Origin of the sequence: Neorhizobium sp. SHOUNA12A (assembly GCF_023006505.1) — a bacterium.
Taxonomy (GTDB): domain Bacteria; phylum Pseudomonadota; class Alphaproteobacteria; order Rhizobiales; family Rhizobiaceae; genus Neorhizobium.
Genome location: NZ_JALBGV010000071.1, coordinates 1 through 13,430, shown reverse-complemented (window position 1 = coordinate 13,430; position 13,430 = coordinate 1). Strand labels below are relative to the sequence as shown.

Here is a 13,430-nt window from a genome sequence, read left to right as displayed (position 1 = left end):
GTTCACTTGTCCAAAATCGGGTCCAGGTCACGGTAATCCGGCAGGCGACGGTCGATGCCCATGCCATTCCGCATCACGATGCGGTCGGCCTGCGGACGGGAAAGGAATTCGCTCCAGCGCCTTGCACTGAACAGTACGAGATCGGCGGGGCCGCCTTCGGCAATGACGCCGATATCCGGCCGGCCGAGGATTTCGGCGGGCGTCGAGGTGACGACGCGGGCGGAGGTATCGAGCGGGTGGTCGAGATGCAGGATGCGCACCGCCTCGCGGAAAACTTCGACCGGGTCCATGTCGCCATAGGCATAGAACGGATCGCGGGTATTGTCGGAGGAAACGGCGGTTTTCACACCGGCCGCCGTCAGTTCGTGGAACAGCGTGACGCCACGCCAACGGGGCGTGCGGCCGGCATGGCGGTCCTGCAGGTACATGTTGCACATCGGCAGCGAGACGACCGAGATTTCTGCCTTGGCCACCTTGTCGATGACGCGCCTTGCGGTCTCGTCGTCCTGCCTTGCCAGCGAACAGCAATGGCCGACGGTCACCGAACCTTCGAAACGGTTGCGGAGTTTTGCCTCGGCAATGGCCTCCAGGGTGAGGACCTGCTTGTCTTCCGTCTCGTCCACATGCAGGTCGATGTCGAGGCCGTTGTCGGCGGCCGCCTCGAAGAGTGTGTCGAGGATCCGTTCGAAATCCGGCAGAATGCGGGTGGCGCCGCCGAGCAGTCCGCCATAACGCCTCGCCGTCGCGACGATGCCGCCGAAGACGCTTTCGTCGAGCACGCATTCCAGCGGCAGCAGGGCGACTGCCTGCAGCGCAATCCTATCCTTCCATTCGGCGCGAAGCTCATCGAATAGCGGGAAGGAGATATCCGGCTGCGGCGGGATCGAATCCAGATGGGTGCGGATGAGCTTGGTGCCGTGGGCATAGGCGCTTTTCAACGAGAATTCGAAGCGGGCGCGGATGTCTTCGGCCGTCCAGTTGGCGATCCGGTCCTCGCGCACATTCATCAATGCGCCTTCGAACGTGCCGTCCGGGTTGGGGCGTCGGTCCCAGAAATGGCCCTTATCGAGATGGGTGTGCATGTCGACAAAGCAGGGCCAGATCATGCCGCCGCGCATATCGGCGGAGACCAGATCGGCGGGTGCGGAACCCCTTGGCAGGATCGCTTCGATCTTCCCGTCCGCGATGACGAGATCGGCCTCCATGAGGCCGTCTTTTGCGACAGCCGGCAGGCCCTTGACCAGAACCGCCGGCAGCGTTGCGTTGGTGAGCGCGAAACGGCGGGCGTCGGGAAGCGTCATGAAGGCAGTCATCAGTTTTCTCTTTTCAGGCTGCTTTCATGCCAGCGATGCAGGAAAAACCAGGAGATGAAGGAGGTGATCGCAAAAATCACCACGCCGAGCAGCGACAACAAAATCAATGCCGCAAACAGGCGCGGAATGTTGAGGCGATACTGGGATTCCAGCAGCCGGAAGGCAAGGCCCGAACCGGCGCCTGCCGAGCCTGCCGCGAACTCCGCAACGACCGCCGCGATCAGTGCCAGGCCGCCGCCGATCCTGAGGCCCGTCATGAAATAGGGCAGCGACGAGGGGAGTTTCAGGTAGAGCAGCGTCTGCCAGCGCGAGGCACCGTAGAGATCGAAGAGGTTGAGCAGGTTATGATCGACGCTCTTCAGGCCCTGCACCATGTTCGACAGGATCGGGAAGAAGGCGACGAGGAAGGCGCAGATCAAAAGCGCAACTTGGGTCGTCGGGGCATAGATCAGGATCAGCGGGGCAATCGCCACGATCGGGGTTACCTGCAGGATGACGGTGATCGGATAGAAGGCCGTTTCGATCCATTTCGACTGAATGAGAAAGACGGCGATGCCAACGCCGCCGATCAGCGCCAGCGCCAGCGCCTGCATGGTGATCTGCGTCGTCACCCAGAGAGCGGGCGAGAGCGTGCCCCAGTCGTTGTAGAGCGAGTTCGCGACCGCCAACGGCCCCGGCAGGATATATTGCGGGATGCTGTTGACGGTGATGATAAACTGCCAGAGGAGGACGAGGCAGACCACCACGCAGATCGGGATCAGGGTGCGCAGCAGCGTATCGCGATTGCGATCGAAGAAGCCGGGTTTCGGCGGCATGAGGGCGGTATCGGTGTCGGCCATCAATGTTCCTCCCCGCCGATTGCTTCGATGAGCATGGTCGAGACCTTTTCGCAGGCCTGGCGGTATTCTTCCGAGGTGCGGTAACGAGCATCGCGCTCGAGGCTCGTGACCAGCGGAAAATCCGCATGCACCCGGCCGGGTCGCGCCTTCATCACCACGATGCGGTTGGAAAGATAGGCGGATTCGAAGACGGAATGGGTGACGAAGATCACCGTGATACCTGTCTCGCGCCACAGCCGCAGCACGTCGTCGTTGAGTTTCTGGCGGGTGATTTCGTCGAGCGCCGCGAAGGGCTCGTCCATCAAAAGCAGCTTCGGTTTGGTGACCAGCGCACGGGCGATCGAGACACGCATCTTCATGCCGCCGGACAGTTCGCGCGGATAGGCGTCGGCGAAGTCCTGGAGGCCTACGGTCGCGAGCGTCTTCATGATTTCATCGCGGGCGGCGGATTTGGAAACACCGCGCAGTTTCAGCGGCAGGTAGACGTTGCCGAACACCGTCTGCCACGGCATCAGCGTCGGCTCCTGGAAGACGAAGGAGATGTCGCCTTCCGGCAGGCCCTTGGAATTGATGCGAGAACTCGGCCAGTCGATCGTGCCGGTCGAGACGTCGCCGAGGCCGGCAATGATGCGCAGTGCCGTCGATTTGCCGCAGCCGGACGGCCCGAGCAGACTGACGAACTCGCCGCCCTCGACCGTCAGCGACATATCTGAAAGCGCCAGCGTGCCGCTGGAGAACATTTTCGAGACGGAGTGCATGACGACCAGCGGGCGTCTGCGTGTCTCCCCGGGGGCGGGTATCAACGGGGCTTGGGACATGCTCATTACGGGCCTTGAACTTCGTCGGGACAGGGCGGCAATTCCCTCTTTCCCGTGGCAGGCACAGCAAAGAGGGAATGAACCATTGCGCTCTTCCGAGACTATTTTTTCAGCGCCATACCGACGCCCTTGCAGACGAACTTGGTCGAATAAGCCTTCTTGTAATCAAGGTCGGCCGGTTCGACGCCGATCGAGACCATGGACTCGAAGAACTTCTTGTAGCGCTCGTCGGTGATACAGCCGATGCCCTTGGTTTCGGCGTCGCCGGAAACCACGATGCCGTATTCCTTCATCTTGGCGATGGAATAGGCGATCTGGCCATCCGTCATTTCCGGATTGTCCTTCTTGATCAAGTCGTTAGCGGCTTTGTTGTCACCATAGAGATAAGTGTACCAGCCTTCGAGCGAGGCATCGACAAAACGCTGCACGACATCGGATTTCTTGTCGATCATCGTCTGCGTGGTGGTGATCATCGTCGAATAGGGGCCGTAACCGGCATCGGCGATCAGGAACACTTTCGGCGTCCAGCCGGCCTGCTTTCCGATCTCATAGGGTTCGGAGGTCAGGTAACCCTGCTGTGCAGAAGCCTTGTCGGCGATGAAGGGGGCCGGGTTGAACGTGTAGGGCTTGAACTGCTCGTCCTTGAAACCTTTGAAGTTCTTCTTCATCCACTCGAAATAGGTGGTGTAGCCTTCCTTGCCCATGAAGATGGTCTTCATCTTGGCGAGATCCGCAAATGTCTCGACACCGGCATCGGGATGGGCGAGCAGGACCTGCGGGTCCTTCTGGAAGATCGAGGCGACACTGACCAGCGGGATGCCCTGCTTGACGGCATCCATGTCGCCGAGCGGACCGCCCATGTAGAAATCGACCTTGCCGGCGATCAGAAGCGCGCGGTTGGCGGCATTCGGCCCGCCCTGCACGATCTTCACCTTCAGGCCATGCTTTTCATAGGTGCCGTCGGCGACCGCCTGGTAGAAGCCGCCATGTTCGGCCTGAGCGAGCCAGTTGGTGCCGTAGGAGACTTCGTCGAGAGCTGCAGCCGGCTGAGCGGCGAGCGCCATCGCCGAAAGACCGAACGCGGTCAGAAAACTCTTCATCATCAATGATTTGGACATGTCGCTTTGTTCCCCTGTTAAACCGTGCGGCATCGTGAGAGCAGCTTATGATGGACATTTGTACGGTTGCGTCGCTCTTTGAAAAGCATCAAAATTCGTTCACATTGATGCCTTTAGGGCAGCGCTCGAATTTTAACCTGCCAAATTGTGGTGCATGATCAAAAAACATGCAATGAGGGACTTCGGAGAAAATGCTGCACTCGCGAAAACTTCAATATATCGACGAGATCGCCCGTTGCGGGTCGATCCGCAAGGCGGCCGCCCGGCTGAACGTCGCGTCGTCGGCGATCAACCGACAGATTCTGGCCCTGGAGGAAGAGTTCGGGGCGCCGCTCTTCGAGCGGATGCCGCGTGGGCTGAAGCTGACCGCAGCTGGCGAGCTCTGTATCGAGCATATCCGGGAGGTGCTGAAGACCTATGAGCGGATGGAAGCGCGCATTCGCGGTCTCAAGATGCCGCAGGCCGGCAAGGTGACACTGGTCTCGACCGTCGGGCTCGCCGCAGGGCCGCTCCCCGAGATCATAGCCCGCTTCGTCGCGCAGCATCCGCGCGTGCGGGTTCATCTGCGCAATGACGGGCCGTCGAACACGATGCAGCCGGTAATTACGGGGGAGGTGGATTTCGGGCTTGGCTTCAACATCCCGGCGACGCCCGGCATTCGGACACTTGCCAATTTCGACATACCGATCGGGGTGGTGATGCCGCCGGGGCATCGACTGGCGGCGGAAGAGGGGCCGGTCGATCTTGCGGATGTCGTGCAGGAGCCACTGGTGCTTGCACAGTCGGGCACCAGTTTGCGCAACATCATCAACCTGGCGCTATCGCCGCTGTCGATCGCGGTGGAGCCGCTGGTGGAAAGCAATGCCTCCGAAATGCTGAAGAAGCTGGTCAAGGCGGGCACGGGCCTGACGCTGCTCAATCCGCTCGACGTCTTGTCGGAATGCCGCCGCGGCGAGCTGATCTTCCGGCCGATCGCCAACCCGCACGCGCGCCACCAGCCGATGAAGCTTTTCGCCCGTGCGCGCACCACGCTCGATACGGCAACCAGCCTGTTCGTGGAATTCCTGCTGTCGGAGCTTGCCGCGATGGTCGCCGAGCTGCAGGCCAAGGGCCATCTGCCGCTCCAGCCGCATGGCCGGGACGCGCAGCGCGACGAGGGTTAGCGGGAATAAAGTTCGTCGAGCGGGAATGTTTCGAATTCCCGCAGCATCTCGATGAAGCCCGCGACCTGATGGCGGCAGATAGCCGCGCCTTTTTCGGCGGTGCCCTTCGAGGCGTCGCCGACGACGCCGTGGGGGTTCAGGTCATGGGCCACCCAGGACAGCACGTGCGGCGGGGCAGGCTGCATGTATTTCGAGCGGCTTTCCGCCTTGGAGACGAAGTTCTGCGCGTTCTCCATCCGCACCAGTTCGGGGCGGAAATGCAGCATCAGCGAGGTTTCGACTTCGCCGCCATGGATACCGTATTTCTGCTCGTGTTCGCTGATCAGGCCGGGCGGATTGCCGAAGCGGCCCCATTGCGTGCCGATCACCGCCATCTTGTAGCGGACGCGCAGCTCGCGGCCGACGATGCTCATGATATCGACATTGCCGCCATGCGAATTAACGAAAACGAGCTTCTTCACGCCTGCTTCTGCCACCTTGGCGCCGATCGCAGTCCAGGCGGGGATCAGGATTTCCGGCCCGAAGGACAGCGAGCCGGGGCCGTAGACGTGTTCATTCGCCTTGCCGATTTCCTGGGTCGGCAGAACGAGGAAATCGAGGTCGTCGGGGCGCTGCGTCTTCAATTCGGCCAGCATGCCGTTGGCGATCGCCACATCGGTTGCGATCGGCAGGTGCGGACCGTGCTGCTCGGTGGAAGCGATCGGCAGGATGGCGATGGTCTTGTCGGGCGAAAGGCCGGCGAAATCGAGTGTGTTGAGTTCGTTCCAGTAAAATGGCTTGCCCATGCTGTCCTGCCTTTCTGCATCTCGTTTTTGAGGGGTAGGAGATCGGGCACATCTCGAAAAGCATCAATTTCCGCCTAGTCTGCTGCCTTTTTGAGTGCGCTGTTTCGAGCCTTCTGTGCCAAGTCGGGAAAAAAGCTGATTTCACTAAAATTGCATCTTTCGGTTTAAGCGGCCCGAAATAGCGTCTGGATAGGATGAAGCCATTCAAGAAACGGCATCCAAGCCGTCCGAAGAAAAGGGTGCAGAGCCATGATCAAGAAGCTCATAATCTCCGCAATCGTCCTGACGGTGCTCATTGCGGGCAAGGAATCGCGGGCAGCGGGTGTCGGCGGTTTCGCTCGTGTGCTGTCCGAAAATGTGGCGACCGAACGCCATGAAGGCGCGATGAAAGATAGATTGCTATCCGGCGATCAGGCGCAGAGCCCGATCCGTGAGCATCCTGCGATCATCCCGACCTATCATCATATCTGATCCGGAGCGACTCTCCTCGCTCCCCTCCGTTGCAGCACGACGGACCGGCCCGCCTTCCTTCCATGGGGAAGGCGGGTTTTCGCTATTCGGCAATTGCGATGCTTCAGGTTTGCAAAATGATTCCGCAGGCTTCTGGAACGCGTTGTATTTAATTGAATATTTAACGTTCTACGCGAGGTTAGGCCATCTTTCCCGTCCAAGTCCGGGAAGCCGCCGAACCAGCCAACCCCGCGGCGGTTGTTGAAATAAGGAGCGATGCAGGTGCGGATTTCGATCAAGCATACTTTGATATTGGCTTTTGTTGTCTTGAGCCTCGGCATTTTGGGTCTCGTGGGCAAAATGCTGTCTCAGGAGATAGACCGCTACCGGAACTCCACCCGGCTCTCGGAACTAGCACAGCTCGACGAAGCACTTTTCAATGCGTTGATCGGACTACGCGGCGAGCGCGGCGGCATATCTTCGGCCATCAAGATGGAACCTGCCGAGGTCGCGTCCAGCCGCAAGAACATGGATACCGGCCGCGAGTCGATGGACAAGGCCTTCTCGGCGGTAAAGACCCTGACCGCCAACGTCGAACAGGTGAGCCTGCGCAACACGATCTCTCCCGTCCTCAACGCCTACACGCAGTGGGCGGGTTATCGTGCGACTGTCGACACCGCGCTGATGCAGGCAGTCAAGGATCGCGATCCGGCACTCGGCAAGGCCGTGCTCGGACTTGCCGATACGATGCTGGCCGATCTCGAAAAGGCCGCCAATCAGGTCGAGGCCACCATCAATGCGCGCGGACCGGGGATGATCATGTTCACCCAGATCCGCTCCCTTGCCTGGACGGCGCGCACGCAGCTCGGCACCGCCAACTCCACCTTCGTCAGTGCCCTGATTGCCAAGCAGCCGCTTGCCGCTGACAAGCTGACGGAAATCGCGGTTCAGGATGCACGCGTGGCAACGGCATGGGATGTCATCACCCAACTCTCCAACGCGGAGACGACGCCTGAAAAAATCAAGACGCTCTACCGGACGGCACAAACGACCTATTTCGCCGGACCTTATGCCGAACAGCGCAATGGCGCCCTCAAGGCGTTTCAAGCCGGCAAGCCCTTCGATATGGCGGTCGACGACTGGCGCAAGCCCGCCGCGCCCGCACAGGCTTCGATTGCCGATATGGCCTCCGCCGCGCTCGACGAGATGACGAGGCTGACGGCGGAGGAGGTTGCTTCCGCAAAGCAGTCCATCACCATCTACAGCGTAGCGACCCTCATCGCTTTTGCGCTTTCGCTTCTCGGCATCTACACGGTCATCGTGCGGATCGCCAACCCGATCAGCCGGTTGACGGGTGTGATGCGCACGCTCGCCGGCGGCGACCTTTCCGTCGAAATCCCGGGTGCTGCTCGCACCGACGAGATCGGCGACATGGCACGCGCGGTGGAAATCTTCCGCGAGGCAGCGCAGCAGAACCGCCAGCTCGAGGCGGATGCGGAAAGCTCACGCAAGGCGGCGGAAGCCGAACGCGCCGAATTCCAGCGCAGGGCAGAGTCCGAAGCCGAGGAGCGGCTGACCCAGGCCACATCAGAACTCGCCTCCGGCCTGCAGCGTCTTGCCGCCGGCGATCTGTTGTGTGAGATCGACAGGCAATTTTCCGCGCAGTTCGAATCCTTGCGTCATGACTTCAACAGCTCGGTCCGCCAGTTGCGCACAGCGCTCGAAGGCGTGAACCTGACCGCCCAGGGTGTTCGCAGCGGCAGCGACGAAATCTCGACTGCTTCCGACCAGCTTTCGAAGCGCACGGAACAGCAGGCCGCATCGCTGGAGCAGACAGCGGCAGCGCTGGAAGAGGTGACAACCAACGTGAAGCAGACCTCCGAAAGGGCGAGCGAAGCACGGGAAATCGTCCGCGATGCGAGCTCCCGCGCCCAGAACTCCAGCACGGTCGTTTCCAATGCGGTCAATGCGATGCAGAAGATCGAGATGGCGTCGAACCAGATCAGCCAGATCATCGGCGTCATCGACGAGATCGCGTTCCAGACAAACCTGCTTGCCCTTAACGCAGGCGTGGAAGCCGCCCGCGCAGGCGAGGCGGGCAAGGGATTTGCAGTCGTTGCCCAGGAAGTCCGCGAACTGGCGCAGCGCTCGGCCAAGGCCGCCAAGGAGATCAAGACGCTGATCGGCAATTCCGAAGCCGCCGTCAATCAGGGCGTGGTTCTCGTCAATGATACCGGCGACGGTCTCAAGGAGATCGCCAAGCTTGTCGCAGCGGTCAACCAGCATATGGAGGCGATCGCCATCGCCGCAAACGAGCAGGCGTTAGGCCTTTCGGAAATCAACACGTCCGTGAACCATATGGACCAGATGACCCAGCAGAACGCCGCCATGGTCGAAGAAATGAATGCGGCCGGCGCTACTCTGGCGCAGGAAAGCAGCCGCCTTTCCGAACTGCTGGCGCGCTTCGAAGTGAGCCGAAACAACGGGCGCGATCAGCGATCATTCGCTCCCGGACGGCTGGCCATGGCCAGCTAAGGAAGCGCGCCCGACATGCCGCCTGGTGCCTTTGCAGGCGAGGGGGCATCGATCGAGGCTCTGAAAACCGCCGGCTCGTTTGCAAGAGCCGGCGGTTTACTTTTCCAGCAAGACTACCGGTCCAGGTGGGGTTTTCCCCATTCGGCGATGGCGATGCCGCCGAGTGCGAGCGCCAGCGCGACGATATGGAAAAGCTGCAGGCTCTCGCCGATGATGGCGACCGAGAGCAATGTGCCGAACACCGGCACGAGATTGATGAACAGCCCGGCCCGGTTGCCGCCGATCTCCTCGACGCCCTTGATGTAGAGCACCTGCGCGATCAGCGAGGCGAAGATGCCCGTATAGAGCACCACGACCCAGCCTTTCGCATCCGGCCAGATCACGCGATCGGCCGAATATTCCCAGAATACCAGCGGCAGCGAGAAGACCATTGCGAAGAAAGCCGGGACCGCCATCAGCGTTCGCCAGTCGATCTTCGGGCGCCATCTGAGCGCCACCGTGTAGATTGCATAGGCAACGACGGCGATCATCATGATCGCGTCGCCGAAGTTGACGGTCAGCGTTACCAGCGCGCTCAAGTCGCCGTGGATGGCGGTGATGATGCCGCCGAGGAGCGTCAGGGTGAAGCCAAGGATCTGCGCCCAGGAGACCTTCATCCGGAAGAGGGCGAAGTTGATAACGAAGATCAGCATCGGGATGACCGCCTGCTCGACCGTCACGTTGATCGCCGTCGTGTAGTTGACGGCGGTATAGAGCGCGCCGTTGAAGACGACATAACCGACGACGCCGAGGAAGAGGAGAATCGGCAGGTTCTTCCTGACGACCGGCCAGTCCTTGATGAGCTGCGGCACGGAGATGGCGAAGATGATGGCGACGGCGAAAAACCAGCGCCAGAAGGTCAGCATCATCGGGCTCACATGGCCGACGGCGAGCTTGCCCGCTACCGCATTGCCGCCCCAGGCCAGGGTTGCAATGACGAGCGAGAGATAGGCCTTTTTATGCAAGTTGGTCTCCGGCGCCGAAAATGACGGTGGTTTCAGGGGTAACGGCCCGGGAAATAGCGTGCAGTCCACGCTTTTGTCACGTAAAAACCACGGCCGAGTGACAAACAGGTCGCTTTCCGTCTGACGAGGCTTTATAGATGCGGCCGTTTGCAATGCCTCTGAGCAGGTTCCATCCGCCAAAGGCAGTGCATGCAAAATCAAATTGGCGCATCGACCGTATATCAATATTGATCTACGGAAGGTGCGCGTGTGGTCGCGTGGGGCTTTGCCCGCAATACAGGAAACGCAGATGACGAACGTAGTCGTGGTTGGTTCGCAATGGGGTGACGAAGGCAAGGGCAAGATCGTCGATTGGCTTTCTGAACGTGCCGATATCGTGGTGCGTTTCCAGGGCGGTCACAATGCGGGCCATACGCTCGTCATCGATGGCATCAGCTATAAGCTTTCGCTGCTGCCCTCGGGTATCGTCCGTCCCGGCAAGATCGCCGTGATCGGCAATGGCGTTGTCCTCGACCCGCATGCGCTGCTGGCCGAAATCGAAAAGCTGGGCGCGCAGGGCGTCAAGGTCACGCCTGAGAACCTGCGCGTCGCCGATAACGCCACGCTGATTCTGTCGCTGCACCGCGAGCTCGACGGCATGCGCGAAGATGCAGCCTCCAACAGCGGCACCAAGATCGGCACGACCCGCCGCGGCATCGGCCCGGCATATGAAGACAAGGTCGGTCGCCGCGCGATCCGCGTCATGGACCTTGCCGACATGGAGACGCTGCCGGGCAAGGTCGATCGTATTCTCACCCACCATAACGCGTTGCGCCGGGGTCTCGGAGAGAAGGAAGTTTCGCACGAGGCGATCATGCAGGAATTGACCTCGATCGCCGACCGTGTGCTACCCTTCCGGGAAACCGTCTGGGAACTGCTCGACAAGCAGCGCCGCAAGGGCGCGCGCATCCTCTTCGAAGGTGCCCAGGGCTCGCTGCTCGATATCGACCACGGCACCTATCCGTTCGTCACCTCGTCGAACACGGTTGCCGGCCAGGCGTCTGCCGGCTCCGGCATGGGGCCGGGCGCGCTCGGCTATATCCTCGGCATCACCAAGGCCTATACGACCCGAGTCGGTGAAGGCCCGTTCCCGACCGAACTCAAGGACGAGATCGGCCAATTCCTTGGCGAGAAGGGTCATGAATTCGGTACGGTCACGGGCCGCAAGCGCCGTTGCGGCTGGTTCGACGCAGCGCTCGTGCGCCAGTCGGTCGCCACCAACGGCATTACCGGCATCGCGCTCACCAAGCTCGACGTGCTCGATGGCCTCGACGAGCTGAAGATCTGCGTCGGCTACATGCTGGACGGTGAGCAGATCGATCATCTTCCGGCGAGCCAGGGCGCCCAGGCTCGCGTCGAGCCGATCTATGTCACCCTCGAAGGCTGGAAGGGATCGACGGTCGGGGCACGCTCCTGGGCGGATCTGCCAGCCCAGGCGATCAAATATGTCCGCCAGGTCGAGGAATTGATCGGTGCGCCAGTTGCCCTACTTTCCACCAGCCCGGAGCGGGACGACACCATACTTGTGACCGACCCGTTTGAAGATTAAAGTCAAGAATTGATTACCATTCGGCCGGCCTTCGGGCCGGCTTACATGAGAAAGTGCTGATGGCTGATTTTGTAGCGGTGATCCGCCGCGCCGTTGACGGTCTGGCGAACAATACGCCGGAGATGCGTGCGAAGGTTTATGAAAAGGCTCGTGGCGCCGTCCAGCGGCAACTCGAGAACATGAAGCCGCGTCCGCCTGAAGACATGCTGCGGCGGCAGCTCGACAAGCTCGAAGCCGCTATTGTCGACGTCGAGAGCGAACATGCCGAAGCGCTGGGACCGATAGCCGACGACGCAACTGCTGTGGATGCCCAGCCGGCCGAGGGGGCGCCTCCCGTCGAGCGGGTTTCCGAGTACCAGGACGACCAGCAGTCCGCTGCCGAACCGGCTCAGGTGCCGGAAAGCCATGAGCCGGCAGAGACGCCGGCCGCATCCGAATCAGCCCCCGTCGTTCGCGCAGAGCGGCCCGTCTTTTACGAAGACGGTTATGAAGAGCCGGGACAAGCCGTCGTTCAGGCCGAGCCCGCCGAGCCGGATCCGGTTGCGCAAGAACCCGCCTACGTTGAGCCTCCGGTCTCCGAGCCGGCCGTCCTCCACGAGGAGGAAGAGGCAGCGGCAGTTGCCGATCAGCAGGAGCCCGCCGTCCAGCAATATGGCGATTGGCGGGACGACGTACCGTCGGAAGCGCCGTCATCCGAAACTCACCCTTACGATCATACCGAACAGGCGCCCGAGGCTTCGCAGGCTTTCGACGAGAGCACGATCGAGTTTCCGACGGCGGCACCGCTGCCGGCGTCCGAGCCGGTTGTGCCGGAACCGGTCAATGCCGAATCGGTGGCCGTCGGACCGGTCGATACCATTGAGAACGATGCCGCCGGGAACGAAACGCCAGAGGATGATTTCCCCTATCCGACGCGTGGCGACCAGACCGTTCAGCAGGGCGCTCCCGAGTTCGTGGAGTCATGGCACAGCGAACCGCATCCGTTCGAAGATCAGCATCCGGTCGAGGACCGGATGGAGGTCGAGCAGCCAGCCGAGGAGCATCAGCCGCCGGAACCGGCCAAGCCGGTAGACGAGGATTGGGGCTGGGAGGTGCCGGCTCCGGCCGAGCCGCCGGCGCCGAGCCCGCAAACGGTCGCTGCCGCGGCATGGAACGATGTGCCCGAACTGGTCACGGCCGGTCCTGTCGAACCGATTGGCCATGGTCACGGAACCGCAGCCCCGGCCGCGGCCCATTTCGATCCGGAGACCCACGTGGCGGCCGCTTATGTCCGCATGCCGTCGGTCGCCGATGTGCCCGAACTCGCGCAGCAAAAGGGTACGGCAGCGTCAGCAGAGGGGGACGAGGCTGCCGGGATCGATCCATTCGCCGAATATCTTGACCAGCAGCAGCCCCAGAAGGCCACTGCCGCGCCCGCGAAACCGGTCGAAAACGATCCGTGGGGTGATCTCGAGGAACTGATCGGCTTCAACAAGGACACGTCGCCCTCTTCAGGCGGCGGCGCGCGCAGTACGCTTCATACCGATGCGGATGCGGACGACCTGATGCATGCACCGGCAAGGCCCTATCGGGTCACGCCGGTTCGCAAGCGCAACTACGCCGGGATCGTGCTGGCGATCGTCGGCCTGGCGCTTGTCGGCGGCGGCGGTTATGCAATCTGGCTGAACCGCGACTCGCTGAACGACATGGTCGACGGCCTGATCCAGTCGAGCCTGCCCGGTAGCCAGACGGCGCAGCAGACGCCGGCGCCTTCACCCGCGCCCGCCACGCCGCAGCCCAACCGCAGCACCCCTTCGACACCTTCCACCCCGGCAACG

At 61.5% G+C, this 13,430-nt stretch carries 10 protein-coding genes and 1 pseudogene; 5 read left to right on the top strand and 6 right to left on the bottom strand.

Annotated elements, in window-relative coordinates; genetic code table 11:
• Nucleotides 1–2: 2 nt before the first annotated feature.
• From MOV63_RS24660 to MOV63_RS24645, 4 genes are all read right to left on the bottom strand, one after another.
• On the bottom strand, nt 3–1,313 hold the full coding sequence (locus MOV63_RS24660) for a cytosine deaminase (RefSeq protein ID WP_405029377.1): 1,311 nt from the start codon (nt 1,311–1,313) through the stop codon (nt 3–5).
• Nucleotides 1,313–2,152, bottom strand: coding sequence for an ABC transporter permease (locus MOV63_RS24655; RefSeq protein ID WP_038589021.1), 840 nt, complete (start codon nt 2,150–2,152; stop codon nt 1,313–1,315). Before MOV63_RS24655 ends, MOV63_RS24660 begins: the two co-directional genes overlap by 1 nt.
• Nucleotides 2,152–2,976, bottom strand: coding sequence for an ABC transporter ATP-binding protein (locus MOV63_RS24650; RefSeq protein ID WP_247037851.1), 825 nt, complete (start codon nt 2,974–2,976; stop codon nt 2,152–2,154). Before MOV63_RS24650 ends, MOV63_RS24655 begins: the two co-directional genes overlap by 1 nt.
• 95 nt (nt 2,977–3,071) lie before the next feature.
• Nucleotides 3,072–4,088, bottom strand: a complete 1,017-nt coding sequence (locus MOV63_RS24645; protein WP_247037849.1) for an ABC transporter substrate-binding protein — start codon at nt 4,086–4,088, stop codon at nt 3,072–3,074.
• Nucleotides 4,089–4,279: 191 nt separating this feature from the next.
• Here MOV63_RS24645 and MOV63_RS24640 point away from each other — a divergent pair, with 191 nt between their 5' ends.
• A complete protein-coding gene (locus MOV63_RS24640) occupies nt 4,280–5,251 on the top strand; it encodes a LysR family transcriptional regulator (RefSeq protein WP_247037846.1) in 972 nt (323 codons plus the stop codon).
• Here MOV63_RS24640 and MOV63_RS24635 read toward each other — a convergent pair.
• Nucleotides 5,248–6,036 (bottom strand): creatininase family protein, encoded by a 789-nt coding sequence (locus tag MOV63_RS24635; RefSeq protein ID WP_247037844.1) that lies wholly within the window; start codon nt 6,034–6,036, stop codon nt 5,248–5,250. The genes MOV63_RS24640 and MOV63_RS24635 overlap by 4 nt on opposite strands.
• A 249-nt stretch (nt 6,037–6,285) precedes the next feature.
• Between MOV63_RS24635 and MOV63_RS24630 the strand changes: the two genes are divergently transcribed.
• Both MOV63_RS24630 and MOV63_RS24625 read left to right on the top strand, forming a co-directional pair.
• The gene (locus MOV63_RS24630; protein WP_247037842.1) at nt 6,286–6,507 is read left to right on the top strand and encodes a hypothetical protein; all 222 of its coding nucleotides are present in this window, start codon (nt 6,286–6,288) and stop codon (nt 6,505–6,507) included.
• Nucleotides 6,508–6,846: 339 nt separating this feature from the next.
• The gene (locus MOV63_RS24625; protein ID WP_244447429.1) at nt 6,847–9,021 is read left to right on the top strand and encodes a methyl-accepting chemotaxis protein; all 2,175 of its coding nucleotides are present in this window, start codon (nt 6,847–6,849) and stop codon (nt 9,019–9,021) included.
• A gap of 113 nt (nt 9,022–9,134) precedes the next feature.
• On the opposite strand, the gene MOV63_RS24620 is transcribed toward MOV63_RS24625, so the two are convergent.
• Nucleotides 9,135–10,025, bottom strand: a complete 891-nt coding sequence (locus tag MOV63_RS24620; protein WP_247037841.1) for a DMT family transporter — start codon at nt 10,023–10,025, stop codon at nt 9,135–9,137.
• Between the two features lie 289 nt (nt 10,026–10,314).
• On the opposite strand from MOV63_RS24620, the gene MOV63_RS24615 reads away from it, so the two are divergent.
• Nucleotides 10,315–11,613 (top strand): adenylosuccinate synthase, encoded by a 1,299-nt coding sequence (locus tag MOV63_RS24615; RefSeq protein WP_247037839.1) that lies wholly within the window; start codon nt 10,315–10,317, stop codon nt 11,611–11,613.
• A 59-nt stretch (nt 11,614–11,672) separates the two neighbouring features.
• Nucleotides 11,673–13,430 (top strand): annotated as a pseudogene (locus MOV63_RS24610) (hypothetical protein); the annotation flags it as partial.

Bases quoted from the DNA above. Each gene is read 5' to 3' on its own strand.
- MOV63_RS24660 (WP_405029377.1), bottom strand. From the start codon at position 1,313: ATGACTGCCTTCATGACGCTTCCCGACGCCCGCCGTTTCGCGCTCACC.
- MOV63_RS24655 (WP_038589021.1), bottom strand. From the start codon at position 2,152: ATGGCCGACACCGATACCGCCCTCATGCCGCCGAAACCCGGCTTCTTC.
- MOV63_RS24650 (WP_247037851.1), bottom strand. From the start codon at position 2,976: ATGAGCATGTCCCAAGCCCCGTTGATACCCGCCCCCGGGGAGACACGC.
- MOV63_RS24645 (WP_247037849.1), bottom strand. From the start codon at position 4,088: ATGTCCAAATCATTGATGATGAAGAGTTTTCTGACCGCGTTCGGTCTT.
- MOV63_RS24640 (WP_247037846.1), top strand. From the start codon at position 4,280: ATGCTGCACTCGCGAAAACTTCAATATATCGACGAGATCGCCCGTTGC.
- MOV63_RS24635 (WP_247037844.1), bottom strand. From the start codon at position 6,036: ATGGGCAAGCCATTTTACTGGAACGAACTCAACACACTCGATTTCGCC.
- MOV63_RS24630 (WP_247037842.1), top strand. From the start codon at position 6,286: ATGATCAAGAAGCTCATAATCTCCGCAATCGTCCTGACGGTGCTCATT.
- MOV63_RS24625 (WP_244447429.1), top strand. From the start codon at position 6,847: ATGCTGTCTCAGGAGATAGACCGCTACCGGAACTCCACCCGGCTCTCG.
- MOV63_RS24615 (WP_247037839.1), top strand. From the start codon at position 10,315: ATGACGAACGTAGTCGTGGTTGGTTCGCAATGGGGTGACGAAGGCAAG.